The following is a 26,924-nucleotide window of genomic DNA, read 5'->3' on the forward strand; positions in this document are numbered from 1 at the left end:
GAGACACGGTGTGACGATCGATGTGAAGTACCAGACCCAGGCCCGCGCGACCGGTGGCCGTGACGGCCATGCCCGGACCCAGGACGGCACGCTCGACGTCGCGCTCTCCACGCCCAAGGAGCTGGGCGGCGCGGGCGGTGAAGGCACCAATCCGGAACAGCTGTTCGCCGCGGGCTATTCGGCCTGTTTCATCGGCGCGCTGAAGGTCGCCGGCCAGCAGCTGAAGCTGAAGGTCCCCGCCGATGTCGCGGTGTCGGCCAAGGTCGGTATCGGTCCGCGCGCGGCGGGTGGGTTCGGCATCACCACCGACCTGACCGTGGAGCTGCCGGGCCTGGACCGCGCCGACGCCGAAAAGCTGGTGGCGGCGGCGCATCAGATCTGCCCCTATTCCAATGCCACGCGCGGCAATGTCGATGTCGGCCTGACCATCGCCTGATCGCGCCCACGAACTCCCGTCCCTGCCGGCGCGATCGATCCTTCCCTAAGATCGCGCCGGTTTTTTTGCGTCCGGTCGGGGTGACCCTACAGCCCCTCGCCGCCCACCCACTGCGCATGGGCGAGCCGCCGGGCCAGTTCCCAATTCTGTTGCCGTAGATCGGGCACCGCCACGACTTCCCACAGGCCGCCGCGCGTCATCGGGCCGATGCAATAGAGCCGGTCGTCGATGCAACCGTCCGCCGTCACGACATGGCTCTGCGCATCGACCTCCAGACCGATGCGAAGGGCATCGGGGCGGATCATGCCCGCCGCCAGCAATTGCTGGATCAGCGGCTCGCGTGAGCGCAGCAGGTCACCCTGCGGCCCCGTGCAATTGACGATCCGCGCGACGCGCAGCGTCTCGACCCCGTCCTGCCCGCGCGGCCGCCAGTCGACGATCGCCCCCTCACCGTCCGGCGCGACCCGCACCAGCTTGCCGCCCGCGATCGTCAGCCGCCCGCGCGCCATGAGGCCGTCGACCGCCTCGGCGATGGCGGGGGCCAGCCGGTGGCGGTGGACGTCCCAATAGGGGCGCAGATGGCGCAGGAACCGCGCCCGCGTCGCCGCATCGGCCGCACCCCACATCATCTGAGTCACCGGGCGCAGGCTGTCGACCGCCCCGCGCCAGCCCTGCTCGCCCGCGACGCAGCGGACATGACGGACCAGCGCCGACAGGCTAGCCGCCGGCCGCTCGCGCAAGGGCTGGACCGGCGGGCTGTCGGCATGCCGCCGGGGGGCGAGGCCCCGCCGCGACAGCGCCAGCGTCCGCCCGCCAAAGCCATTGGCATCGAGCAGCAGCGCGGCATCGATCGCGGTCAGCCCGCTGCCGACGAGCAGCACCTGATCGTCGTCGCGCAGCCCTTCGGCAATATCGCCCGCCCAGGGGTCCTCGCGATAGCAGCCCTCGGCCAGCACCGATGGATCGATCCCCGGCGGGGTGTGCGGCGGCAGATTGCCCAGCGCCAGCACCGCCGCATCGGCGGTCATCTCACGCCCCCCGGCCAGGGTCAGGCGAAAGCCGGCGCCATCGCGGGTCAGCGCACAAACCTCGCCCTGCGCCAGCGCCAGCCGCGTCGGATCGGCGGCGATCGTCTCCATCAGCAGATCGCGCAGATAGTCGCCGTAGACCCGGCGCGGCACGAACGTCCTGGCGTCCCCGGCCCCGCGCGCCTGCAACCAGCGGACGAAATGATCGGGATCGTCGCGCAACGCGCTCATATTGCCGGCACGGACATTCAGCAGATGCTCGGCATGCGCCGCGCTATAGGCGACGCCCCGCGCCAATTGCCCCGCATGCCGCTCGATCAGCGTCGCGCGCGGGCCGCCATGGCGGACGAGGTTGATGGCCAGCAGCGTACCGGCAAAGCCGCCGCCGATGATCGCCACATGGTCGATACCCGAAGTCATGATCCCGCCACATCCTTCACGCTGTCGATCCGCTTTCCTCTACGCCACCGACGCGCATCCGCCACCCGAGAAATCGGTATACGATCCCCCGATGCTGCATTACCCTGTCCTTTTTTGACGAAGGATCGAGCGGATCATGCGGGGATATTGGCGGGTTTCCGGCTTGGCCTTGGCGCTGACCACGACCGCATGGGTCGTGCCCGTGACGGCGCAGACCGCCCGCCCCGCCCCGCTATCGGTCGAGGGGATTTTCGGGCCCAAGGCGGTCCGCACAGAGTCCGTGCGCGCCAGCCGCTGGAGCCCCGACGGCGAGAGCTATCTGGCGATCGAGGACAATCCCAAGGCCGGGCAGGACATCGTCCGCTATCGCATCGCCGATGGCCGGCGCGAGGTGCTGGTCGCCGCCGCCGACCTGACGCCCAAGGGGGCCGCCGCGCCGCTGGGTATCGACGGCTATGAATGGTCGCCCGACCGTCGCTGGCTGCTGATCCGCACCAACGGCAAGAGCTTCCGGCGGACCAACGCCATGGCCGATTACTGGCTGTTCGACGGCACCAGCAAGAGCCTGCGCCAGATCGGCGGCGGCGCGGCGCCCTCGACGCTCTTCTATGCCAGCTTCTCCCCCGATAGCGGCCGCATCGCCTATGTCCGCGCCAACAACCTCTATGTCGAACCGGTCGCGGGCGGCGCGCCGGTCGCGCTGACGCGGGACGGCGACGACTTCATCGTCAACGGCCTGGCCGACTGGGTCTATGAGGAGGAATTTTCGCTCCACCGCGCGTTCGAGTGGAGTCCGGACTCGAAGCGCATTGCCTTTTTCCGCTTCGACACGCGCGGCGTCGGCACCTTCGACATGGTGAAGAACACCGGCGGCCAATATTCGCAGATCATACCGCTGCAATATCCCAAGGCCGGCACGACCAATTCGGCGGTGACGGTTGGTACCGTCGATGTCGCCGACGGCGCCACGCGCTGGTTCAAGCTGGAGGGCGATCCGCGCCAGAATTACGTACCGCAGATGAGCTGGGCCGGCGGATCGGACGCCGTCTTCCTCCAGCAGTCCAACCGCTTGCAGAACACGTATAAGGTCCTGCTCGGCGATCCCGCGACCGGCGCGATCAAGCCGGTCATGGTCGAAAAGGACGCCGCCTGGGTCGAGGCCAATAACGCGCCCGAATGGCTGGAGGGCGGACGCCGCTTCACCTGGCTGTCGGAGCGCGACGGCTGGCGGCACCTCTATACCATCGACCGGGCGAGCGGCCGCGCGACCTTACGCACGCCGGGCCGGTTCGACGTGGTCGAGCTGCTCAATGTCGATGAAAAGGCCGGCTATGCCTGGTTCATCGCCTCACCCGACAATCCGACCCAGCGCTACCTCTATCGCACCACCCTGTCGGGTACGCCCAAGGTCGAGCGTCTGACCCCTGCGAACCAGCCGGGCACGCACAGCTATGACGTCGCACCCGGCGAGCATTGGGCGCTGCACACCGTGTCGCGCCTCGACGCCCCGCCGGTGACCGACATGCTCGACCTGACACGCCAGCAGCCGCTGCGCACGCTGGCCGCCAATGCACCGCTCATCAAGGTGATCAAGGACACCGGTCTGGCCCCCACCGAGTTCTTCCGCGTCGACATCGGCGGCGGCACGCAGCTCGACGGCTGGCTGATCAAGCCGGCCGGCTTCGACCCCGCCAAGCGCTACCCCATCCTCTATTTCGTCTATGGCGAACCCTGGGGCCAGACAGTCGCGGATCGCTGGGCGGGATCGCAAGGGCTGTGGCACCGGATGCTGGCGCAAAAGGGCTATCTGGTCGCCAGCATCGATCCGCGCGGCACCGCTACCCCGCGCGGGCGCGACTGGCGCAAGAGCATCTATCGCCAGGTCGGTATCCAGGCCTCCGCCGACTATGCCGCGGCAGTCCGCAAGATGCTGAGCACCCGCCCCTATATCGATCCCGACCGGATCGGCATCTGGGGCTGGAGCGGCGGCGGCGCGATGACCCAGAACGCGCTGTTCCGCTATCCCGATCTTTACAAGACCGGCATCGCGGTGGCGGGCCCGACGGACATGACGCTCTACGATACCGTCTATCAGGAACGCTATATGGGCCTGCCGAAGGACAATGCGGAGGGCTATAAGAACGGCTCGCCCATCACCTTCGCCGACCGGCTGAAGGGCAATCTGCTGCTGATCCACGGTACGCTGGACGACAATGTCCATTACCAGAACCAGGATCAGCTGGTGGATCGCCTGATCCACTTCAACAAGCCGTTCACGATGATGGCCTATCCCGACCGCAGCCACGGCATCTATGAGGGGGAGAATACCAGCATCCACCTGTATTCGCTGATGACCCGCTATCTGGAGACCAACCTGCCGCCCGGCGGGCGGTGATCGGGCGTCAGGAGACCCAACGTGCGCGCGGCTTACCCTGGCGCCGCCAAGTCTTGTGCGTCCGGGTATAGCGATATTCGGTACCGCTGCCGCAAAGGCCGCTGCATTCCGTCGTGACCATCACCGTCGCGGACCGACCGTCCTGCGCGATGCTGGGAATGGCGATCGTGACGATCAAGGCCGAGGGACGCTGCACACCGGGCGTCGGAGCATGCTCGGCCGCCCGCGACCGGGCATCGTCATCGGCCGCCAGATAGCCGGCCGGCAATGCGCGCGCCAATGTGGGACATAGCTTCATCAATTCGTCGCGGCTGGGGTCTGTCTCAATATAGGCGCTACCGGCCTCTCTGCCCGAGGGAAGATCGGCCATGACCATGTGGCCCAGTACGCACAGGTCGCGACGTGACGCCTCGCTTGGCTCAGCCCCGACATGCATCAGTGATAATAGCGCGAACAGCATCGACATTCCCTCTCCCCTTTGCCCCATAGTCACGCGCGGCGCGGCGTCTGGCAACCCGTTCGAATTCATCCTTGCAATCGTTTGTTGCAAACCGGTCCTGATCGCGCCATGATGGTCCCCGACGCGGTAAACCGGCGCTAGATACGGTCCTTACCCCCGCGTGCGAGAGGACCCTGATGACCCCGTCCCATCCTGCCGCCGGCACCATGGCCTCGATGAAGCCGCGCCTGTCGCTGGTCCGTATCCTCGAGATGAATCTGGGCTTTCTCGGCCTGCAATTCAGCTTCGGGTTGCAGCAGGGCAATATGGCACCGATCTACAGCTATCTGGGCGCGTCGGAGGCGCAGATCCCGCTGTTGCAACTGGCGGGGCCGATGACGGGTCTGCTGATCCAGCCGCTGATCGGCGCGATGAGCGATCGGACCGACAGCCGCTTCGGCCGGCGCACGCCCTATTTCCTGATCGGTGCGGTGCTGTGCGCGCTGGGGCTGTTCTTCATGCCGCTCAGCTCGTCGATCCTGATGGCGGTGTCGCTGCTGTGGATTCTGGACGCCGGCAACAACATCACCATGGAGCCGTACCGCGCCTATGTCTCCGACCGGTTGGACCAGAGCCAGCACAATGTCGGCTTCCTGACCCAGAGCGCCTTTACCGGGCTGGCGCAGATGCTCGCCTTCCTGACGCCGTCGCTGCTGGTCTGGGCGGGCATGAACCCCGACTGGGTCGACAGCCACCATATCCCCTATACCGCGCGCATCGTCTTCATGATCGGCGCCGTCCTGTCCTTCGTGACGATCGTCTGGTCGATCCGGCGCGTCCCCGAATTGCCGCTGACCGCTGACGAGCGCGCCCGCATCGCCGCTGCGCCCAAGGGTATCGGCGCGACGCTGGGCGAGATTGGCGATGCGATCCGCACCATGCCGACCGCGATGCGCAAGCTGGCGCTGATGAGCCTGTTCCAATGGTATGCGATGATGGCCTATTGGAATTACGTCATCTACGCGATCGGGCGTTCGGTCTATGGCACCGCCGACGCCACCTCGTCGGGTTTCCATGCCGCCGTACTGACCAATGGCGAGGTCGCGGCCTTCTATAACGGCGTGGCGTTCCTGGCGGCCTTCGCGATGGTGCCGCTGGCCAAGCGCTGGGGGGCCGCGCCGCTGCACGCGATCTGCCTGGTCATCACCGGGATCGGCATGATCGCGATGCCGCACATGACCAGCAAGGCGATGCTCTTCCTGCCCGCCATCGGCATCGGCCTGGGCTGGGCCAGCATGATGGGCAACCCTTACGTCATCCTCGCCGGGTCGATCCCGCCCGAGCGGACGGGCGTCTATATGGGCATCTTCAACATGATGATCGTCATCCCGATGCTGATCTTCGGCGTGACGCTGCCACTCTTCTATCAATCCTGGCTGGGCGGCGATCCGCGCAATGTGCTGATCCTGTGTGGGGTACTGATGCTGCTCGCCGCCGCCTCGGTGCTGTCCGTCCGCACGCGACAGCCCCGCGACGCCCTGCGCCACGCCTGACCGGCTCTCCCCCTTTTCCATTCCGAGGTATCATGACGACAGCCCCTACCCATTGGTCGGCCGACGCGCTCGCCGGTATCGCCGATCAGGCCGATCCCCGCCTGCCGGTCTTCGCCGATGCAGACGTGGTGCCGATCCTGCCCGACCATGATCTGTGGGACATGTGGCAGATCGCCTATGCCGACGGGCGCACCGCGATGGTGGCCGGGCGGAGCTGGTGGTTCTTTCTCGCCACGCCGCGCTTCGACGATCCCGAATGGCGGCATGACGAAGCGCGTATCCGCCTGACCAGCCACGGTGCGGACGGCTGGCGCGACCACGGCGTCACCTTTGCCGATGGCTTCACGCCGGGCAGCCGCGAATGGTCGGGCTCGGCGGTGCTGGGTGAGGACGACACGACGCTGACAATGTATTTCACCGCCTCGGGCCGGCGCGGCGGTCCGCGCACCTTCGAGCAGCGGCTTTTCGAGACGACGGGACGCTTCATCGTCGAGGGCGATGAGGCACGATGCGAAGGCTGGACGAACCCGGTCGAGAGTGTGGCGGCGGACGGCCAGCATTATATCGTCGCCAACCAGGTCGAACCGGAAAATGGCGGCATCAAGGGCTTTCGCGATCCGGCCTATTTTCGTGACCCCGCGGACGGTTCAGAATATCTGCTGTTCGTCGGCTCGGCCGGTTGGGTCGACGAGCATCTCGACGGCGTCATCGGCGTCGCCAAGCGGGTCGACGGGCGCTGGGCGATCCAGCCTGCGATGATCGAATCGATCGGCCTCAACAGCGAGCTGGAGCGGCCGCATATCATCGTGCGGGACGGCCTCTATTACTGCTTCTGGTCGACCCAGGCCAAGCGCTTCGCCCCCGGCCTGGGCGCGCCGACCGGCCTCTATGCGATGGTCGCCGATAGCATGGCGGGCCCATGGCGGCCGGTGAACGGCACCGGGCTGGTCGCCGGCAATCCGGTCGAGGAGCCGACCCAGGCCTATTGCTGGTGGGTAACCGGAGAGGGCGATGTCATCAGCTTCGTCGATTATTGGGGTTTGCAGGGTGCTGACATCAGTGCCGACGCCGCGCTTCGCCGCCGGCATTTCGGCGGCACCGCCGCGCCGTGGTTCCGCGTGGAGATGGCGGGCGACCGGGTGACGATCGCCCGCGACTGAGGCTTAGGCCGAGTCCCGCGCGATCAGATCGGGGGCCAGCACCACGGAGCCGGCCTCCTCGCCACCGATCCGCGCGAACAGCGCATCGACCATCGCCTGGGCGCCGGCCGCGATGTCCTGGCGAATGGTGGTCAGGCGCGGCACCGCCTGAGCGGCGAGCGGCAGATCGTCATAGCCGACCACCGCCAGCGCGCCGGGCACCGCGATCGACCGGTCGGCCAGCACGCGCACCGCCGTCATCGCGATCATGTCGGAGGCCGCCGCAATCCCGCAGACCGGCATCTCCCCCCCGCCCTGTTGCAGCAGCGCGTCGATATGCGCGGCGATCTCCTGCTCCATGATGTCGGAGGCGAGATGACAGGACAGCTGCAGCGGCGCATCGGGCAGCCCCGCCTCGGCCATGGCGGCGACGACACCGTCATAGCGGGCGCGGATTTCGGGTGCGCTGGTATCGCCCAGAAAGGCGATGCGCCGGCATCCATGCGCCACCAGCCGCTCACCGGCCAGCCGGCCGCCAGCCAGATTGTCGGTGCCCACCGCCGCATGGACCTGCCCCGGCAGGGTGACGCCCCAGGCGACCAGCGGGCGATAGCGCCGCGCGACCCGCTCGATCGCGTCATACTGGTTGGACTGGCCGATCAGCAGCACGCCATCGACCATCCCCGAATCGACCACCCGGTCCAACCAGTCCTCGGCATCCGGGATGACGCGCGACAGCATCACGTCATAGCCATTCTCGGTCAGCGCATCGACCAGATGGCCGAGCATCGTCATGAAAAAGGGGTCAGACAGATGCTGGCGCCGCTCATGTCCCAAGGGCACGACGACGCCGATCACGCCGGTGCGGCGAGTGCGCAGGCGGCTGGCCATCTGATTGGGGCGAAAGCCATGCTCATCGGCCAGCGCCTTGATCCGCTGGCGCGTCTGCTCGTTGACCAGAGTCTTTCCGGCCAGGGCACGCGACACGGTGCCCGGCGACACGCCGGCCAGTTCCGCGAGATCCGCGATGGTACGCACCCGGCGCACATCCTGCTCCATAAAATTCTCATTCATTTGAGAACGCTAACCGCAGCGCCCCATGGCGAACAAGCAGGCAACCGCATTTGTCGGACCATTTTCACATGGATTAGCAATAATCGTCCGTGACGCGCTTTGGCGCGCTATGCAAGGCCGCAGGTGGAAGGGGGGATCAGACGGCTGGGGGAGTGTATCCGGGAATGACGGTCGAACGGGCTCCCGACCGTCACATGCGTGGTCGCAAAGAAATTCCTATTCCTCCCCTGCAAGGGGAGGTGGCAGGCCGAAGGCCTGACGGAGGGGTGTCACCCTCTCGATAACGGGACACCCCTCCGACGCGCTACGCGCGCCACCTCCCCTTGCAGGGGAGGAATGATGGTTCGCGCAGAGGCGAAAAAATCGCGGAAAAGAATTGCCCTTCTTTGCGTCCTCCGCGCCTCTGCGCGAACATATCTCAGACCTTGTCGGTCAACTCCGGCACGACGGTGAACAGGTCACCGACCAGGCCGATGTCCGCGACCTGGAAGATCGGCGCGTCCTCATCCTTGTTGATCGCGACGATGACCTTGGAGTCCTTCATCCCCGCCAGATGCTGGATCGCGCCCGAGATGCCGACCGCGACATAGACTTCCGGCGCGACGATCTTGCCGGTCTGGCCGACCTGATAATCGTTGGGGGCATAACCCGCATCGACCGCCGCGCGGGATGCGCCGACGGCGGCACCCAGCTTGTCGGCGAGAGGGTCGATCAGCGCGTGGAACTGCTCCTCCGAGCCCAGCGCGCGGCCGCCCGAGACGATGATCTTGGCGCTGGTCAGCTCGGGGCGAGCGCTCTCAGCTTTTTCCGCAGCCACAAAGCGGGACTTGGCCGCGTCGCCGGTTGCGGCGACCGCCTCGACCGTACCCGAACCGCCCTCGGCCGCTGCCTTTTCGAACGCGGTGGTGCGGACGGTCAGGACCAGCTTGGTGTCGCGGGTCTTGACCGTCGCAATCGCGTTGCCCGCATAGATCGGCCGGGTGAAGCTGTCCGGACCCTCAACCGACAATATGTCGCTGATCTGCATCACGTCGATGAGGGCTGCGACACGCGGCGCGATGTTCTTGCCTGTCGTCGTCGAGGGCGCGAGGAACGCATCGTGATGGCCCATCAGCTCGGCGATCAGCGGTGCGACGTTTTCCGCCAGTGCGTTGGCATAGGCCGCGTCGTCGGCGACATGGACCTTGCCCACGCCAGCGATCTTCGCCGCCGCTTGCGCCACGTCGCCCACACCCTGCCCGGCGACGATCAGATGGACCTCGCCCAGCTTGGCGGCCGCCGTGACGGTCGCCAGCGTGGCATCCTTGACGGACCCGCCGTCATGCTCGACCCATACCAGCGTCTTCACTTGGCCACTCCCAGTGCTTTGAGTTTCTCGACCAGCTCATCGACCGAGCCGACCTTGACGCCCGCCTGGCGCTTGCCGGGTTCGGCGACATGGGTGATCGTCAGGCGGGGCGCGACGTCGACGCCGTAGTCGGCGGCGGTCTTGGTCGCCATCGGCTTGGACTTGGCCTTCATGATGTTGGGCAAGCTGGCATAGCGCGGCTCGTTGAGGCGCAGGTCGGTGGTGACGATCGCCGGCAGCGTGAGGGCCACCGTCTCGAGGCCACCATCGACCTCGCGGGTGACGTTGGCAGTCTCACCATCGATCTCGACCTTGCTGGCAAAGGTGCCTTGGGCCCACCCCAACAGACCCGCCAGCATCTGGCCGGTCTGGTTGTTGTCGCCGTCGATCGCCTGCTTCCCCAGGATCACGAGACCCGGCTGTTCCTCCTCGACCACCTTGGCGAGCAGCTTGGCGACGCCGAGCGGCTCCACCGGCTGATCGGCGGTGATGAGCACCGCCCGGTCCGCGCCCATCGCCAGCGCAGTGCGCAGCGTATCCGCCGCCTTGGGCTCGCCGATCGAGACGACGACGACCTCCGTCGCCGCCCCCTTCTCCTTCAGCCGGATCGCCTCTTCCACCGCGATCTCGTCGAACGGGTTCATGCTCATCTTCACGTTCGCCAGATCGACGCCCGTCCCGTCCGCCTTCACACGCGGCTTCACATTATAATCCAACACCCGCTTCACGGGCACGACGATCTTCATAACCACTCTCTCAATCAGAAGCTGAAGCGGCCGCCGATCGACGCCACGAACGCCCGCGCGTTCTGCACCTGGCCCGAGGTCAGGATCGGCGTCTGCACGGCGGTGCCCGCATAGGCGGCGGTGCGGCGGTCGATGCTGGCATTGGCGAAGTCGATATAGCTGCCCGCCGCATCCAGCGTGAAGCGCGGCGTCACCTGGTACGAGCCGCCGACCGAGTAATTCCAGCGGTTGGCGTCCGGCACGCGCGCGTCGCGATTGCCGTTCTGCGTCGGGGTGATGCCACGCTGCACACCCGCCCGCAGGGTCAGGCGATCATTGGCCGCATAATCGAAGCCACCCGCGAGCGAGAAGCTGTTCTTGTAGTTTTCGGGGATCGCGGTGTTGATCGGCGCCCCGAGACGGATCGCGTCGAAATCGGCCCAGGTGAAACGAACCGCCTGCGCATTCAGCGTCAGCTTGTCGGTCGCGCGGAAACGCCCCGCGACGATGATCTGCGCGGGCGTGTAGAATTCCGCCGTCGCGCCGTCGACCGTCCGGTTCTGGCCCGCGAGCGGCCCGAGCAAACCGCCCACTTCCAGGCTGCCCTTCAACGTGTGCTTGATCCGCGACTTGTAGCTGATGCCCACGGTCGCCCAATCATTGTGCAACTGCACGCCGGCGGTCCATCCCAGATCCCAGCCATCGCCCTTCAGCCGCTGGAACCCGTCGGGCAGCGCCGAGGACAGATTGGGCAGCGCATTGCCCAGCTCGGCCTTGGTATATTCGACGTTCAGCGCGCCACCGACGCGCAGCCAGTCGAGCAGCGCGACGCCGACCGAAGGCTGGATGTCGATGGTCCGAAGCTCGGTCTTGAGCGCGCTGTAGCGGGCCCAGCTGTTCGCCTCATATTCGGTGGTGAAGCTGTAGGGCGAGGTCACCGCCAGGCCGACCGCGACCCGGTCGTTCAGCGGAAAGGCGACCGCACCCGAGGGCACGACGCCGCGATTGATCGGATCGCTCGACACGCGGTTGCCGCCGACCGGCTGCAAGGTCTGGCCCGGACGGCGGATCAGCGTACCGGTATCAACGACATCGCCCTTGGGGATGATCGCCGACGCGCCCAGCACCGCCTCACCGCGCTCCATGCCCGCGATCGAGGCCGGGTTCCACCACAGCGACGACGCACCGGTGTCGGCACCCTCACCCGAAAAGGCGCGGCCCTGGCCACGGGTCGACTGTTCCTGAAGGTAGAAGGCCTGGCCATGCGCCGCACCCGCGAAGGCGAAAGACGAGGACAGGATGGCGGTGGCCAGCAGCGGCGCCTTGAGCGACTTGGTCATGAGCATACTCCCCGAGATTTTCTATGATGCGTTGGGACGAAGGATCAGCGGATGCGGGTCCAGGTCTGCGTCTTGCACAGCGGCACGAAGACGCAGCCGCGCACCTTCAACGTGTCGGGCCCTTCGGGCGTCAGCTTGGCGCTATAGGTCTTGCCGTCCTCGGCATTGTAGATCGTGCCGCCGCTCCAGGCCGCACCGTCCTGCGAGAAGCCCTGCAGGATCAGCAGGTTCTTCAGCGGGCGATTGCGCAGCTTGGCATCGCGGTTGTTCTGGTCGGTCAGCGTCGGGTTGGTCCGCAGCTTTTCCGAGCTGAGAATCCGGCCGCACACCGAATTGCCGCACTTCTGGATTTCGACCACGCCACCGCGCGTCTGGGTCTGCCAGCGGCCGATCACCGTGTCCGCATTCGCACCGGCCGCCGCAAGGGCCATGGCCGTCAGGGTCAACAACATGCCTCTTCTCCTCTCCATGCCCCATATCCGGGCCGAAGCGCCGCTTGTTCACGGTCGCCCCTGAATTTCCCTATACGTCCATGACGTGACGCATAGGACAACACCGCACTATGACTATAATGCCGGCTGACCCTGATCAAGGCCCGCCGGCATCGTGTCACCTCAAAACGCTTCCAGTTCCAGCGCCATCGTCGAGCGCTTGCCCGACTTGATCGCCAGGAACGCCGCCGTCGCCTGCGGCAGGATGCGGTCGAAGAAAAAGCCGGTGGTGGCGAGCTTGGCGGTATAGAACGCCGTCTCGTCTGTCCCCTCGGCCAGCCGCTCGGTCGCGATCCGCGCCGACTTCAGGAAGCAATGGCCGATGCCGACTAGCCCCAGCAGGCGCAGATAGTCGGTCGCCGCCGCGCCCGCTTCCTCGGGGTCCTTCATCCCCTTTTGCGCGATCATGCCGGTGCTGAGCTGGAGCGCGCCGAACGCCTGCTGGAGCGCGGCGGCCCAGCCGGTGATCGCCTTGTCCTCGTGGCGGGTCAGCGTCTCGACCTGCTCGGACACGGCGTGGAAGAAGGGACGCATATAGCGGCCCATATGCGCGGGCATCTTGCGGCCGACGAGATCGAGCGCCTGGACGCCGTTGGTGCCCTCATAGATCTGCGCGATGCGGGCGTCGCGGACGAACTGCTCAATGCCGTGGTCGCGGATGAAGCCGTGACCGCCATGGACCTGCACCGCCAGATTGGCCGCGTCGAAGGCCAGGTCGGTGAACAATGCCTTCACGACCGGGGTCATCAGCGCGACGAAATCGGCCGCGCGCGCCTTGTCGGCCGGGTCGATCGCATTCGCCTCGGCATCCAGCCCGCGCGCCGCCCACTGGCCCAGCGCACGACAGCCCTCGGCATAGACGCGCATCGTCATCAGCATGCGGCGCACGTCCGGATGGACGATGATCGGGTCGGCGGGCAGATCGGGCCGCTTGGCCCCGCCCAGCGCACGCCCCTGCAACCGGTCCTTGGCGTAGGCGACGGCCGACTGGTACGCGATCTCGTTGACGCCCAGCCCCTGGATGCCGACCGAGACGCGCTCGGTATTCATCATGGTGAACATCGCGGCGAGGCCCTTGTTCAGCTCGCCCACGACCCAGCCCTTGGAGTCGTTGAACTCCAACTGACAGGTGGCCGATGCCTTCAGGCCCATCTTGTGTTCGATCGCCGCGACGCTGACGCCATTGGCGGGGCCGACCGAGCCGTCGTCCTTGGGCAGATATTTCGGCACCAGGAACAGACTGATCCCCTTCACCCCCTTGGGCGCATCGGGCGTGCGGGCGAGGACGAGGTGGATGACATTGTCGGTCAGGTCATGGTCGCCGGCCGAGATGAAGATTTTGCCGCCGGTCAGGCGATACGACCCATCCTCCTGCGGCTCGGCCCGGGTGCGGAGCAGACCCAGATCGGTGCCGCAATGCGCCTCGGTCAGGCACATGGTGCCGGACCATTCGCCCGAGATCATCTTGGGCAGATAGAAGCTCTTCAGGTCCTCCGAGCCATGGCCCATCAGCGCGGTGGTCGCGCCGTGAGTCAGGCCGGGATAGAGGCTGAACGACAGGTTGGTCGCGCAGATCATCTCTTCGACCAGCTTGTTCACCGCCTCGGGCAGCCCCTGCCCGCCATATTCGACCGGCGAGGCGAGCGCGGCCCAGCCGCCTTCGCAGAACTGGCTATAGGCCTCCTTGAAGCCGGTCGGCGTGCGGACGACGCCGTTTTCCAGCTTGCAGCCCTCGATATCGCCGGTGGCGTTGAGCGGCAGCAGGACTTCCTGCGTGACACGCGCCGCCTCTTCGAGGATGGCGTCGTACAGTTCGGGGCCGAATTCGTCCTGACCCGCGACGGGGCCGAACTCGTCCTCCTGGAACAGCTCGTGAAGGACGAAACGCATGTCGCGCAGCGGTGCGTTATAGACTTGCATGGGATTATCCTCTCCCGATCAATTGCGCAGCGGCTTGCCGGTTTCGAGCATATGCTCGACCCGTGCCTGGGTCCGCGCGTCCTTGACGCTTTCCATGAAGGCGGCGCGTTCCAGCTTCAGCAGCTGATCCTCGCTCACCTCGTCGATGATGTCGGCCTCGCCGCCGGTGACGATGTTCGCCAGACGGCCCGCGACCACCACGTCGTACGGCGTGGCGACGCCCTTCTTGGCGAAATCCGCGACCGCGCCGTTGAAGGCGACCCGTCCGGCCGCACCGGGCAGGCGGAAGACCGGCTTTTCGGGCGGTTGATAGCCCTCGACCAGCGACAGCGCCTTCTGCTTGGCATCGGCGAGCAGACGGTCGCGGTTCATGGTGATGCCGTCGTCCTTGCGGAGATAGCCAAGATCCTTGGCCAAGGCCGCCGAGCGCGAGACCTGCGCGGTCGAGATGGTTTCGAACGCCTTCATGGCGGCGGGCATCGGACCCTTGGGCATCTTGGGCGACTTGGCGAGGCGGTCGATCAATTCGCCATTGCCACCCCAGCCCGGCACCAGACCGACGCCGGTTTCGACCAGCCCGATATAGCTCTCCGCATGCGCCTGGATCGCATCGGCGTGGAGCAGGATTTCGCACCCGCCGCCCAGCGCCATGCCCGCAGGCGCGGCGACCACCGGGAAGGGCGCGTATTTCAGCGCCTTATACGCCTGCTGGCCTGCGACGACCAGCTTGTCGACTTCTCCCCAAGCCGCGATGTTCACCGCGAACATGGCGAGGCCCAGGTTCGCGCCGGCCGAGAAGTTGCTGCCCTCGTTATAGATGACCAGCGCCTTATACTGGCTCTTCACCAGCGCGATGGTCTTTTGGAGGAGCGACAACACCTGCTCGTCCAGCGCGTTCATCTTGCCGGTGAACTCGAACGCCACGACGCCGTCGCCGACATCCCAGGCCGAGGCCGAACCGTTCTTGAGCAGCGGTTCGGAGCGCAGCTTGATGTCTTCGAGCAGCAGCACGCCCTCGGCCCGGACGACATCGGCATAGTCGCCGCCGAGCGTCAGATACTGACGCTTGCCATCGACCACGCGGTAGAAGGGGCGATCCCCCGCCGTCTCCAGCAGCGCGGGCACGGGCTTGCCCTCGGCGCGCAGCCGCTCGGCCAGCTTGCCCGGACCCATGCGATCGATCAGCTCGAACGGGCCGAACTTCCAGTTATAGCCCAGCTTCATCGCGCCATCGATCGCGACCACATCGTCCGCCGCTTCACCGACCAGACCGGCGGCATAGGACAGGACCGGGCCCAGGATCGCCCAGGCATAGTCGCCGACCTTGCCCGGCGTTGCGACCAGCGCAGCCAAATCCTTTTCGGCGCGACCGGGCAAACGCTCGGGCTTCTTTTCTGCACGGTACTCGCCCGTTTGAAGGTCGAGCGACTGCTTGGCCTTGGTGCCGTCGGGCTTCTTGTCGAGGCGATAGAAGCCGCCCTTGCCCTTGCGGCCGGTAAAGCCCTCCGCGATCATCTTGTCGACCAGCGGCAGCGGCCGGATCGTGTCGAAATAGGCGTCACCCTCCGGCAGGGTCGAGGACAGCGACTTGGCGAGCAGCGGCATCAGGTCGATGCCGACCAGATCGATCAGCCCGAAAATGCCGGTCTTGGGCACGCCCATCGGACGGCCACCGATCTGATCGGCCTCTTCGACGGTCAGCCCCTGGTCCATCGCCGCGTTGATCGCGACCGCCAGCCAATAGGTGCCGATGCGGTTGGCGATGAAGCCCGGCGTGTCCTTGGCACGGACGATCCGCTTGCCCATGCGGTGATCGACGAACTGCTCGACCTTGGCGGCAACACCGGCATCGGTATGCTCCGAAGTCACGATCTCGATCAGCCGCATATAGCGCGGCGGATTGAAGAAATGGGTGATGAGGAAATCGTTCTTGAACTGCTCCGACCGCCCCTCGACCAGATGGCCGAGCGGGATGGTCGAGGTGTTCGACGACACCGCCGTGCCGGGGCGCTTCAACTCCTCAAGACGGGCATAAAGAGCCTGCTTGATGTCCAGCCGCTCGACCACCGCCTCGACGATCCAGTCGCACTCGGCGACCTTGTCGAGGTGATCCTCGATATTGCCGGTTTCCACCAGCTTGGCGGCGGCAGGCGACATGAAGGGCGCAGGCTCGGTCTTGAGCATCTTGGCGACCGCACCCTTGGCGATCGCGTCGCGGTCGGCGCCGTCCTTGGGCACGATGTCGAGCAGCAGGACGGGCACACCGGCATTGGCGACCTGCGCCGCAATGCCAGCCCCCATCACCCCTGCGCCGATCACGCAAACCTTGTTGATCGTGTCAGCCATCATGCACGCTCCAATACCGTGGCGATGCCCTGCCCGCCGCCGATGCACTGGGTGGCGAGCGCATATTGGCCGCCGTCGCGCGCCAGCAGGGCCGCTGCCTTGCCGACGATGCGCGCACCCGTCGCGCCCAGCGGATGGCCGATGGCGATGGCGCCGCCGTCCTTGTTGATCGTCTCGTCCTTCAGGCCCAGATCGCGGATGCAGGCGATCGCCTGGCTGGCAAAGGCTTCGTTGATCTCGACGACGTCGAGGTCGCTGGCCGAGATACCAGCACGCTCCAGCGCCTTCTTCGACGAACCGATCGGGCCGAGCCCCATCGTCTCCGGCTCGCAACCGGAAATGCCGACCGCCTTGATGCGGGCGAGGATCTTCAGACCATGCTTCTTGGCGAATTCCTCCGACGTGACCAGCACGGCGGCGGCACCATCGGTCAGCGGCGAAGCGGTGCCCGCCGTCACGGTGCCTTCCTTGTCGAAGGCGGGCTTCAGGCCCGACAGGACTTCCTCGGTGGTGTCGGGACGGATCAGGCCGTCCTCGGTCACATCGCCCGCCTTGGTGTGGATCGGCACGATCTCGTCGGCCAGACGCCCGGCGGTGCGCGCTTCGGCGGCCTTCTTCTGGCTGGCGACCGCGAACTTCTCCTGCTCGGCGCGGGTGATCTGATACTTCTCCGCGACATTCTCGGCGGTCTGGCCCATGCCCATATAGGCACCGGGGCGCGCGGCGGCGAGTTCGGGGTTGGGCAGCGGGTTGTAGCCGCCCATCGGCACCCGGCTCATCGACTCGATACCCGCGCAGATGAACGCCTCGCCCGCGCCGATCTGGATCTGGCCCATGGCGATATGGATGGCCGACATGGACGATCCGCAGAAGCGGTTCACCGTCATGCCGCCGACCGACAGCGGCAGGTCCGCCAGCAGGCCGATCAGGCGCGCGACGTTCATCCCCTGCTCGCCCTCGGGGAAGGCGCAGCCCAGGATGATGTCTTCGATCTGCGACGCGTCGACGCCGGTCCGCTCGATCAACCCGCGAATCACCTGTGCGGTCAGATCGTCGGGGCGAACCCGGGCCAGGGCGCCCTTGCCCGCCTGAGTGAAGGGAGAGCGGGCATAGCCTGCGATCACGATGTTGGTCATCCAATCCTCTCTTGTGCGGTCATCTTTGGGCTTGCAGCCTCACGTTAAGGTGCGTTACCTACCCTATACGTAAACACCATAAGAAACTCGACCGCAATCGACAACCGGGTATGGTCGAAAAAATAACGAGGAGAGCCGCACGATGACGATCGGATCTGTCGCAGAGGCTGGGGGTGGTGCTGGGGGCGATGGCGTGACGGGCCAGGCGACGGGACGGCCGCTGAGCTTCGAGCCGCGACTGCTGACCGATATGTTCGAGACTACGGTACGGCGGCATCGCGATCGTCCCGCGATCGACTTCATGGGGCGGATCACCCGCTATGGCGAGTTGAGCGACATGGTCGATCGCGCCGCCGCCGGCCTCCAGGCGCTGGGCGTGACGAAGGGGACACGCGTCGCGCTCTGCCTGCCCAATATCGTCTATTACCCGGTGCTGTTCTTCGCGACGCAGAAGGTCGGGGGCATCGTCGTCAATGTGAACCCCCTCTATGTCGAGCGCGAGCTGTGCCATCTGCTTGAGGATTCGGGCGCGGAGATCATCGCCACCTGCGACATTCCCGACATCTATGAACGCGTCAGCCATGTCGCAGACAAGCTGGCCTTGCGCCACGTCATTTCCTGCCCCGTCGCCGATGCGCTGCCCACCGTGAAGGGCCTGGCCTATCGCTTGCTCAAGCGGTCGATGATCGCCGCGCCCGGCCCCTCGCCCCGCCACCTGACCTTCGCGCAGATGACGAAGCGCGGCGGCACCCTGAGCCCGGTATCGGCCAGCCCCGACGATGTGGCGGTGCTGCAATATACCGGCGGCACGACCGGCAGCCCCAAGGCGGCGATGCTGTCGCACGCGAACCTGATCGCCAATGCCGATGCGATGGTGATCCACACCGGCGGCGAGGACGCGATCGGGGCCGAGCGCATCCTGGGCGTCCTGCCGCTGTTCCACGTCTTCGCGCTGACCACCGTGCTCAGCTTCGCGATCCGGGTCGGTGCCGAGATGATCCTGCTCCCCCGGTTCGAGCTGGACCAGGTGCTCAAGACCATCGCACGCAGCAAGCCGACCTATTTCCCCGCCGTGCCCACCATCTACAACGCCATCGCCGGCGTCGCCGAGGCGCGCGGCGTCGACCTGTCGGCGATCAAGGCCTGCATCTCGGGCGGCGCACCGCTGCCCGCCGAAGTACGGGTCGCGTTCGAGACGACGACGGGGGGCAAGCTGGTCGAAGGCTATGGCCTGTCCGAAGCGTCGCCGATCATCACCTGCAACCCGTTGACCGGCGAGAACAAGGGCGGCTCGGCGGGCCTGCCCTTCCCCGGCACGATCATCGAGATTCGCGACCGCGACAATCCCGACCGGCTGATGCCGCCGGGCGAGGTCGGCGAAATCTGCGCGCGCGGACCGCAGGTGATGGCCGGTTACTGGAACAGGCCGGCGGAAACCGCGCAGGTCTTCATCGACGGCGCGCTGCGCACCGGCGATGTCGGCTATCTGGACGAGGACGGCTATCTGTTCATCGTCGACCGCATCAAGGACGTGATCCTGTGCGGCGGCTACAACGTCTATCCGCGCATGATCGAGGAAGCGCTGTACGAGCATCCGGCGGTCGCCGAGGCGGTTGTGATCGGCATCCCCGACCCCTATCGCGGCCAGTCGCCCAAGGCCTTCGTCAAGCTCGCCCCCGACCATCACGCGACGCCCGACGAACTGCGTGTGTTCCTTCAGGACAAGGTCAGCAAGATCGAACTTCCCCGCGAGGTCGAAATCCGCGAAAGCCTGCCCAAGACCCTGATCGGCAAATTGTCGAAAAAGGAACTGGTCGAGGAAGAATTGGCGAAGGCGGCCGCCAAGGCGGCTGCGGGTGGGTGTATCGCAGGGTGAGTGAAGACGAGGAGTTGCGCGGCATCCAGGATGTGGCCAACAGCCTGGGTGTGACGACGCGCACATTGCGCTTTTACGAGGATCGCGGCCTGATCGAGCCGCGCCGCGTAGGCACCGCGCGCGTCTATTCCAAGCGGGAGACGGCGCGGATGCAGTTGATCCTGCGCGGCAAGCGGCTGGGCTTCTCGCTGCGCGACATCGAGGAATTCCTGCGGCTGTACGACGCCGATCCGCAGCATGTCGAACAGATGCGCGCGCTGGCCGAGCGGTGCCGCGAACGCGTCGACGAGCTGCGCCAGCAGATGACCGCGCTGGTCCAGACGGTCGAGGAACTGGAGACGATCGAACGCGAAGCGCGCGAGCGCGTCAACGCGGCGGGGGCGTGATTACCCACTATTCCTCCCCTTGCAGGGGAGGTGGCAGGCCGAAGGCCTGACGGAGGGGTGTCGCCGGTCGTGAGGGGGTGCCCTCTCCAATATGTGACCTAACCCCGCGCGTCACTCTCCACCTCGGCCGGGAAGCGCAGCGTCGCGCGCAGGCCCGGCCGGGTATTCTCCAGCGTCAGCGTCGCGTCCAGCCGCTGCGCGGCGGAGCGGACGATGGCCAGTCCCAGCCCGCTGCCGTCGCGACCTTCGCTGGTCGACAGGCGCGCGAAGCGGATGCCCGCGCGGGCCAGTTCGGCCTCGGGCAAGCCGGGCCCGTCATCGACGACCGACACCGATATGCCCTGCGCTTCGCGTGCGATCGACAACGTCACCTGTCCGCCGGCGCGATTATAGCGGATGGCATTGTCGACCAGATTGGAGAGGATTTCGAACACCAGCGTCCGGTGGCTGGCGATTGCGATGTCGCCTTGCGCCTCCAGATGCAGGTCCACCCCCGCCTCGATCGCCTGACCGATGCGGCGGTTGATGACTACCACGGCCACCTCGCGCAGATCGACCCGCTCGCGCGGGGGCGAGGCACCCGCCTCCTCGGCACGGGCCAGCGCCAGCAACTGGGTCACCAGATGCTCCAGCCGGTCCGCCGCATCGCCGATCTCGCCCAGCGCCGCCGGGTCGCCGCGCCGCGCCAGTGCCACCTGCACCTTCAGCACCGCAAGCGGCGTGCGCATCTGGTGCGAGGCATCGGCGGTGAAGCGCCGCATCCCCGCCGTCGCACTATCCAGCCGGGCGAGCAGATTGTCGAACGCATCGGCGAGCGGCCGCAGCTCGGCCGGAAGCGGGCCGGTATCGAGCGGCGACAGGTCGGGCGTCGCACGCGTGTCACGCGCCGCCACCGCGCCGCGCAACCGGGCGAGCGGCTTCAGGCTCCAGGCGAGCGCCGGCCGGATCAGCAGGAGCGCGACGCCGACCAGCAGCGTCTCCCCGATCAGCAACGCCATCACCAGCCGCCGCTGCAATGCATGGCGATTGTCCAGCGTCTCGGCGATCTGGACGACGACCGGCATGGCGATGCGCGGCAGGGCGCGGCGTACCTCGGCGATGCGGATGTCCTGATCGCGGTAGCGGGCATAGCGGAACCGGGGCACGTCCAGCGCCAGGTCGCCGGGCGAAGGCGCGGGCAGGTCGGCATAGCCGGTCAGCAACCGGTTACCGACCGCGATCCGATAATAGACATTGTCGCGCTCGTTATTCTCCAGCATGCCGAAGGCGGCGGCGGGCAAGTCCATCGTCACCTCGCCCCGCTCGACCTGCACCGTCTCGGCGATGGCGCCCAGCGCGCCGCCCAGCACCCGGTCGTTCGTACGCCGGACGACATCGGCGATCAGCGTCGCCCCGGCCAGCCCCAGCAGGATCGCGATGCCGATCAGCGGCGCCAGCATCGCGGCGGCCAGCCGGGTCCGCAACGCCAGCGCCTGCCCCCGCTCGGTCTTGCCGTGCTCAGCTTGCATCGAGCAGATAGCCGACGCCGCGCACCGTCCGGATCATCGGCCCGTCGGGGGCCAGCTTGCCGCGCAGCCGGGTGATGTTCACCTCGATCGCATTGGGGCCGACCGGCTCGTCATAGCCGAAGACCTCGGCGAGCAGCGTCTCGCGCGGCACGATCTGGCCGGCGCGGGTCGCCAGCGAGTCGAGCACCGCCCATTCGCGTCGCCGCAGGTCGAGCGCCCGCCCCGCCACCTGCGCCTGTCCGGTCGACCGGTTGAGGACCAGCGTGCCGACCACCAGTTCGGGCGTCGGATCGCCACCGCGCCGCCGGCCGAGCGCCCGGATGCGCGCCTCCAGCTCCTCGGGCGCGAAGGGTTTGCGCAGATAATCGTCCGCGCCCAGATCGAGACCGCGCACCCGGTCGTCCAGCGCGTCGCGCGCGGTCAGCATCAGGACCGGCACCCGCTCGCCGCGCCGCCGGAGCGCCTGAAGCACCGCGAAGCCATCGATATCGGGCAGGCCGACATCGAGGATGACCAGGGCGTATGGCTCGCCCGCGATCATCTCCAGCGCCTCCTCGCCACGCCCGACATGGTCGACCGCATGGCCCGCCGCGCGCAGCAGCGCGATCAGGCTGCGCGCGAGCGCGGCATCGTCCTCGACGATCAGAATCCGCATAAGCAGGCCGACCGGTGAAAGGCGGATGACAGGTTACGGACATAGATCATCGTCATCAGCCTAACCGAACCCAGAGGCGGTAGGCGAGAGGACCTGATCGATGCGTTTTGCAATTTTGCTATCGGCATGGCTGTTCCTGGCCATCCCCGCGGGCGCGCAGCGGCCGACCGGCTATCCGCGCTCCTATGACGCGCTGATCGAGGCGGCGCGGGCGGAGCGGGGCGTGCGCGTCTATGGCAATGCCGATGCCGCCGCGATGGCGCCGGTGATCGCCGCCTTTCGCCGTGCCTATCCGGGTATCGCCGTCGACTATCGGGACCTGCAATCGCGCGACATCTATACGCGCTTCATGGCCGATATGCGCGCCGGCCGGCCCAGCGCCGACCTGGTCTGGTCCTCGGCAATGGACCTTCAGGTCAAGCTGATCAACGACGGCTATGCCCAGGCCTATCTCAGCCCCGAAAAGCCCGCGCTGCCGCCGGTGTCGGTCTGGAAGAACATGGGATATGGCGTCACCGCCGAGCCGGTCGCGATCGTCTATAACCGCCGGCTGATCCCCGCCGCGCAGGTGCCGCGCACGCATGAGGCGCTGGAGCGGCTGCTGCGCGCCCGACGCGCCGCACTGATCGGCAAGGTCGTCACCTATGATCCGGCGCGTTCGGACGTCGGCTATCTGTTCCTGACCGAGGATTTTTCGATCACCCGCGACACCCGCTCGCTGATGCTGGCGATCGCGGCGACGCGGCCCTGGCTGTCGCGCACCACCGGGCCGATGCTGGACGCGGTGGCCGACGGGCGCGTGGCGATCGCCTATAATGTCGTCGGCTCCTATGCGCTCACCCGCGCGCGGCGCGATCCGCGACTGGGAGTCGTCTTCACCCGCGATTACAACATCGTCGCCTCGCGCGTCGCCTTCATCGCGCGCGATGCCCGGCGGCCGGCGGCGGCGCGGTTGTTCCTCGATTTCCTGCTGTCGCGCACGGGGCAGACGCTGCTGACCCGCGAATGGCTGTTGCCGGTGCGCCGCGACGTGCGTGCCCCCCGACTCGCCCCCGATCAGGCCCGGCCGATCCGCGTCGGTCCCCAGTTGCTCGTCCATCTCGATACGCTCAAGCGCCGCCGGTTCCTGGCCGACTGGCGCTCCATTCTGGCCGAAGGAGCCCGTTCGCAATGAAACTTCCCCTGATCGGCTGCGCGATCGGCGCGCTCGTCATCGCCACGCCCGCATTGGCGCAGACGCCAAGCCAGGACGATCTGGCCGCGCTGGTCCGTGCGCAGGCTGCCGAGATCGCCGCGCTCAAGGCCCGGCTCGACCGGCTGGAGGGCACGGCCGCCACCGCACCGGCGACAATCGCCGCCACGCCACAGACGACCCCGGCGACACCCGCCCCCGAACGGCTGGCGCAGGTCACCCCGCCGCCTGTCATCACCCAGCCCTTCGCGCCGCAGCTGGTGCCCCCCGGCCCCGCCGAGCGCGACATCACCCGCGCCCGCAGCGCCGAGGCCTCCGGTGTCACCACCGAATGGGGGGCGGGCCTGCCCGTCTTCCACTCGGCGGACGGCATCTACACCTTCAAGCCGCGCGGCCGCATCCTGACCGATGTCAGCTCGACCATGGGATCGCGCTATAACGGGCGCAACACCACCACCACCGGCATGCGCGCGCTGCGCCTGGGTCTGGAAGGCGGCGTCGGCAACCACTTCTTCTACCAGTTCGAATCCGACTTCTCGGAGAACGAGGTCGATATCGTCACCGCCTTCATCGGGTGGCGCAACCGGATCGGCAAGGGCATCGACTATGACGTGCGCGCCGGCCATCTGTTCAACGATCGCGGCTTCGAAGGCTCGACCGGCTCGGACTCGACGCCGTTCCTGGAGCGCACCGTCGTCTCCACCGCGATCCTGCCCCAGCGTGGCTTCTACGGCATCGGCATCATGCCGCGGCTGTTCTGGAAGACGGGCCATGCCTCGCTGACCGTCACCGGCGACCGGGTCGATGGCAATCAGGGCGGCAATGACAGCCGCACCTTGCTGGCCCGCGCGCATTGGAACCCGATCAAGGATGACCGCCGCGTCCTCCATGTCGGCCTGTGGGGCTTTGACGAAGGGCTGTCGGCGACCGCCGGGACGCTCACCCGCAACACCGTGATCGGCGGCCGCTTCAACGGCGCGCTTCGCGTCTCCACCGGTGCGCTGCTGGGCGGGACCGGCACCACCGGTTACGGCGCGGAGCTGGGCGGCTATGTCGGTCCGGTCTGGGTCATGGGCGAGGCGGGCGAGCGCCATGCACGCCTCGACGGCAGCCGGCCCGATTTCGTCAGCAAGGCCTGGAGCCTGTCAGGCGGCTGGTTCCTCACTGGCGACCTGCCCCCCTACAACCCCCGCCTCGGCAGCTTCGGCCAGCCGCGCGTGCTGAAGCCGATCTTCGACGGCGGCCCCGGCGCGATCGAGCTGACCGCGCGCTACGAGAATCTCGACTATTCCAGCCTGTTGACCGGCGGACGCGGCTGGGCCGCGACGGTGGGCGCCAACTGGTATCTCAACAGCTTCACCCGCATCCAGATCAACGCCATCCACTGGGACACCGACAACCGCGCCGGCGCCTATATCGGCCCCGACAATGGCGAGACGGTCAGCGCGCGCGTCGCCGTCACCTTCTGATCCGCCTTCCTCTCTTCATCCCTTTTACGGGAGCTCGCCTGTAATGGACCTCGCCCTGCTCGGCTTCCTGATGGTCGCCACCTTCATGACGCTGATCATGACGAAGCGGATGACCCCGCTCGTCGCGCTGATCGTCGTGCCCACTGCCTTCGCGCTCCTCGCCGGTTTCGCCAGCGGCGTGGGCGACATGATGATCGACGGTATCAAGAACCTCGCCCCCACCGGCGTCATGCTGCTGTTCGCGATCCTGTTCTTCTCGATCATGACCGATACCGGCCTGTTCGACCCGCTGGTCAACCGGCTGCTGCGCGTGGTGCATGGCGACCCGATGCTGATCCTGATCGGCACGGTCGTGCTGTGCGCGCTGGTCAGCCTGGATGGTGACGGGTCGACGACCTACATCATCACCATCGCCGCGCTCCTGCCGCTCTACAAGCGCTACGACATGAACCGGCTGTACCTGTGCTGCCTGTTGATGACGACCAGCGGCATCATGAACCTGACCCCTTGGGGCGGCCCGACCGCGCGCGCGGCCAGCGCGCTGAAGCTCGATCCCGCCACGCTGTTCCTGCCGCTGATCCCCGGCATGATCGCAGGGCTCGCCGCGCTGATCGCGCTGGCCGTCTGGTTCGGCCGCAAGGAGCGCCGCCGCATCGGCCATGTGAAGGCGAACGAGCCGACCGCCTTCACCGGCATGGCGGTGTCGCAGTTCCCGGAGGCGCGCCGCCCGCATCTGCGCTGGTTCAACGGCGCGCTGACCCTCGCCCTGATCGCCGGCCTCGTCACCGGCATCCTGCCGCTATCGGCGCTGATGATGCTGGCCTTCGCCATCGCCATGATCGTCAACTATCCGCAGGTCGCCGAGCAGAAGGAGCGCATCTCCGCCCATGCCGGCAACGTCCTGTCGGTCGTGTCGCTGATCTTCGCCGCCGGCATCTTCACCGGCATCCTGTCGGGCACCGGCATGGTCGAGGCGATGAGCAAGGAAGTGGTCGGCTTCATCCCGCCGGTGCTGGGGCCGTATATGGCGCCGATCACCGCCGCGCTCAGCCTGCCCTTCACCTTCTTCATCTCCAACGACGCCTTCTATTTCGGCATGCTGCCGATCCTGGCGGAGGCCGGCACCCATTATGGCGTGTCGCCGATGGCGATCGCGCGCGCCTCGCTGATGGGTCAGCCGGTCCACCTGCTCAGCCCGCTGGTGCCGTCGACCTATCTGCTGGTCAGCCTGGCCGGGATCGATCTTGCCGATCACCAGCGCTTCACGCTGGTCCCCGCCGCCGCGATCTGCGCGGTGATGACCATTGTCGGCATGGCCGTCCTCGCCTTTCCGCTCGTCGGCTGACCCAGGGAGAACCGCGATGATGCGCCACCCCGTCCCGCTCCTCCTGCTGCCCGCCATGGGTTGCGATGGCCAGCTTTGGGCCCGACAGGTCACCGATCTGGTCGACATCGCTCATCCGCAGATGGGCGACCTGACCGTCGACGACAGTCTGGCGGCGATGGCGGCGCGCGTACTCGCCCACGCCCCGCCGCGCTTCGCCGTCGCCGGGGTCAGCCTGGGCGGCTATGTCGCGCTGGAGATGATCCGGCAGGCGCCCGACCGGATTACCCGCGTGGCGCTGTTCGGCACCCGCGCCTCGATGCAGATGCGGCCGCGCACCGTGGCGGAGCAGGGGTTGCTGGCGACCGCGCCGCATGACGATCCGATGCTGACCCCGATCATCAGCGGCCCGGTCCAGGCCATGGCCGAGCGGGTCGGCACGGCGGTGTTCGAGCGACAGCAGCGCGCACTCCTCGCCCGCCCCGACATCGCACCCGCCATCGCGGCTGTGACCATGCCCGCGCTAATCGCAGTGGGCGACCGAGACCGCATCTGCCTGCCCGAGGATGCGCGCGCACTGGCCGATCGTATCCCGGGCGCGGACTTTCAGCTGATCCCGCGATGCGGCCACCTGGCCCCGATCGAACGACCGGGGGCGGTGACCGCGCTGCTCCGGGACTGGCTCTCCTGAGCGCGGTCGGGGGCCGATGGACGTCCACCTTGT

At 67.1% G+C, this 26,924-nt stretch carries 22 protein-coding genes; 10 read left to right on the forward strand and 12 right to left on the reverse strand.

The window, feature by feature from the left end; all coding sequences use genetic code 11:
• Positions 1-10 precede the first annotated feature (10 nt).
• On the forward strand, positions 11-436 hold the full coding sequence (locus tag GGR48_RS08285) for an Ohr family peroxiredoxin (protein ID WP_183951443.1): 426 nt from the start codon (positions 11-13) through the stop codon (positions 434-436).
• Positions 437-522: 86 nt separating this feature from the next.
• Here GGR48_RS08285 and GGR48_RS08290 read toward each other — a convergent pair whose 3' ends face one another.
• Complete coding sequence (locus tag GGR48_RS08290) at positions 523-1,884, reverse strand: FAD/NAD(P)-binding protein (protein ID WP_183951444.1); 1,362 nt, start codon at positions 1,882-1,884, stop codon at positions 523-525.
• Positions 1,885-2,020: 136 nt separating this feature from the next.
• On the opposite strand from GGR48_RS08290, the gene GGR48_RS08295 reads away from it, so the two are divergent.
• Positions 2,021-4,279, forward strand: coding sequence for a S9 family peptidase (locus tag GGR48_RS08295; RefSeq protein WP_183951445.1), 2,259 nt, complete (start codon positions 2,021-2,023; stop codon positions 4,277-4,279).
• A gap of 7 nt (positions 4,280-4,286) precedes the next feature.
• On the opposite strand, the gene GGR48_RS08300 is transcribed toward GGR48_RS08295, so the two are convergent.
• Complete coding sequence (locus GGR48_RS08300) at positions 4,287-4,745, reverse strand: hypothetical protein (protein ID WP_183951446.1); 459 nt, start codon at positions 4,743-4,745, stop codon at positions 4,287-4,289.
• 170 nt (positions 4,746-4,915) lie between these two features.
• Between GGR48_RS08300 and GGR48_RS08305 the strand changes: the two genes are divergently transcribed.
• Positions 4,916-6,271: an MFS transporter gene (locus tag GGR48_RS08305; RefSeq protein WP_240455887.1), complete on the forward strand. Its 1,356-nt coding sequence runs from the start codon at positions 4,916-4,918 to the stop codon at positions 6,269-6,271.
• 32 nt (positions 6,272-6,303) lie between these two features.
• The gene (locus GGR48_RS08310; RefSeq protein WP_183951447.1) at positions 6,304-7,431 is read left to right on the forward strand and encodes a glycoside hydrolase family 68 protein; all 1,128 of its coding nucleotides are present in this window, start codon (positions 6,304-6,306) and stop codon (positions 7,429-7,431) included.
• Positions 7,432-7,434: 3 nt separating this feature from the next.
• On the opposite strand, the gene GGR48_RS08315 is transcribed toward GGR48_RS08310, so the two are convergent.
• From GGR48_RS08315 to GGR48_RS08350, 8 genes are all read right to left on the reverse strand, one after another.
• The gene (locus GGR48_RS08315; RefSeq protein ID WP_240455888.1) at positions 7,435-8,484 is read right to left on the reverse strand and encodes a LacI family DNA-binding transcriptional regulator; all 1,050 of its coding nucleotides are present in this window, start codon (positions 8,482-8,484) and stop codon (positions 7,435-7,437) included.
• Between the two features lie 418 nt (positions 8,485-8,902).
• Positions 8,903-9,832, reverse strand: a complete 930-nt coding sequence (locus GGR48_RS08320) for an FAD-binding protein (RefSeq protein WP_183951448.1) — start codon at positions 9,830-9,832, stop codon at positions 8,903-8,905.
• Complete coding sequence (locus tag GGR48_RS08325; RefSeq protein WP_183951449.1) at positions 9,829-10,578, reverse strand: electron transfer flavoprotein subunit beta/FixA family protein; 750 nt, start codon at positions 10,576-10,578, stop codon at positions 9,829-9,831. The genes GGR48_RS08320 and GGR48_RS08325 overlap by 4 nt, the downstream gene beginning before the upstream one ends.
• Positions 10,579-10,592: 14 nt before the next feature.
• A complete protein-coding gene (locus GGR48_RS08330) occupies positions 10,593-11,903 on the reverse strand; it encodes an OmpP1/FadL family transporter (RefSeq protein ID WP_183951450.1) in 1,311 nt (436 codons plus the stop codon).
• A gap of 38 nt (positions 11,904-11,941) precedes the next feature.
• Positions 11,942-12,349: a DUF2147 domain-containing protein gene (locus GGR48_RS08335; RefSeq protein ID WP_183951451.1), complete on the reverse strand. Its 408-nt coding sequence runs from the start codon at positions 12,347-12,349 to the stop codon at positions 11,942-11,944.
• A gap of 162 nt (positions 12,350-12,511) precedes the next feature.
• Positions 12,512-14,308 (reverse strand): acyl-CoA dehydrogenase C-terminal domain-containing protein, encoded by a 1,797-nt coding sequence (locus GGR48_RS08340; protein ID WP_183951452.1) that lies wholly within the window; start codon positions 14,306-14,308, stop codon positions 12,512-12,514.
• 18 nt (positions 14,309-14,326) lie between these two features.
• A complete protein-coding gene (locus tag GGR48_RS08345; protein ID WP_183951453.1) occupies positions 14,327-16,654 on the reverse strand; it encodes a 3-hydroxyacyl-CoA dehydrogenase/enoyl-CoA hydratase family protein in 2,328 nt (775 codons plus the stop codon).
• The gene (locus GGR48_RS08350; protein ID WP_183951454.1) at positions 16,654-17,790 is read right to left on the reverse strand and encodes a thiolase family protein; all 1,137 of its coding nucleotides are present in this window, start codon (positions 17,788-17,790) and stop codon (positions 16,654-16,656) included. Before GGR48_RS08350 ends, GGR48_RS08345 begins: the two co-directional genes overlap by 1 nt.
• Positions 17,791-17,932: 142 nt before the next feature.
• Here GGR48_RS08350 and GGR48_RS08355 point away from each other — a divergent pair, with 142 nt between their 5' ends.
• Both GGR48_RS08355 and GGR48_RS08360 read left to right on the forward strand, forming a co-directional pair.
• Positions 17,933-19,666 (forward strand): long-chain-fatty-acid--CoA ligase, encoded by a 1,734-nt coding sequence (locus GGR48_RS08355; protein ID WP_420854044.1) that lies wholly within the window; start codon positions 17,933-17,935, stop codon positions 19,664-19,666.
• On the forward strand, positions 19,663-20,052 hold the full coding sequence (locus tag GGR48_RS08360) for a MerR family transcriptional regulator (protein WP_183951455.1): 390 nt from the start codon (positions 19,663-19,665) through the stop codon (positions 20,050-20,052). Before GGR48_RS08355 ends, GGR48_RS08360 begins: the two co-directional genes overlap by 4 nt.
• 98 nt (positions 20,053-20,150) lie before the next feature.
• Here GGR48_RS08360 and GGR48_RS08365 read toward each other — a convergent pair whose 3' ends face one another.
• Positions 20,151-21,560, reverse strand: coding sequence for a sensor histidine kinase (locus tag GGR48_RS08365; RefSeq protein ID WP_183951456.1), 1,410 nt, complete (start codon positions 21,558-21,560; stop codon positions 20,151-20,153).
• The gene (locus GGR48_RS08370; RefSeq protein ID WP_183951457.1) at positions 21,550-22,215 is read right to left on the reverse strand and encodes a response regulator; all 666 of its coding nucleotides are present in this window, start codon (positions 22,213-22,215) and stop codon (positions 21,550-21,552) included. The genes GGR48_RS08365 and GGR48_RS08370 overlap by 11 nt, the downstream gene beginning before the upstream one ends.
• Positions 22,216-22,315: 100 nt before the next feature.
• Between GGR48_RS08370 and GGR48_RS08375 the strand changes: the two genes are divergently transcribed.
• The 4 genes from GGR48_RS08375 to GGR48_RS08390 are packed head-to-tail and all read left to right on the forward strand — an operon-like array spanning position 22,316 to position 26,891.
• Positions 22,316-23,389: an ABC transporter substrate-binding protein gene (locus GGR48_RS08375; RefSeq protein ID WP_183951458.1), complete on the forward strand. Its 1,074-nt coding sequence runs from the start codon at positions 22,316-22,318 to the stop codon at positions 23,387-23,389.
• Complete coding sequence (locus GGR48_RS08380; RefSeq protein ID WP_183951459.1) at positions 23,386-24,876, forward strand: OprO/OprP family phosphate-selective porin; 1,491 nt, start codon at positions 23,386-23,388, stop codon at positions 24,874-24,876. The genes GGR48_RS08375 and GGR48_RS08380 overlap by 4 nt, the downstream gene beginning before the upstream one ends.
• Positions 24,877-24,919: 43 nt before the next feature.
• A complete protein-coding gene (locus GGR48_RS08385; RefSeq protein WP_183951460.1) occupies positions 24,920-26,221 on the forward strand; it encodes a CitMHS family transporter in 1,302 nt (433 codons plus the stop codon).
• Positions 26,222-26,237: 16 nt separating this feature from the next.
• Entirely contained in the window at positions 26,238-26,891 is a 654-nt protein-coding gene (locus GGR48_RS08390) for an alpha/beta fold hydrolase (RefSeq protein ID WP_183951461.1), read from the forward strand.
• Positions 26,892-26,924 lie beyond the last annotated feature (33 nt).

The organism is Sphingomonas pseudosanguinis (genome assembly GCF_014196255.1).
Taxonomy (GTDB): Bacteria; Pseudomonadota; Alphaproteobacteria; order Sphingomonadales; family Sphingomonadaceae; genus Sphingomonas; species Sphingomonas pseudosanguinis.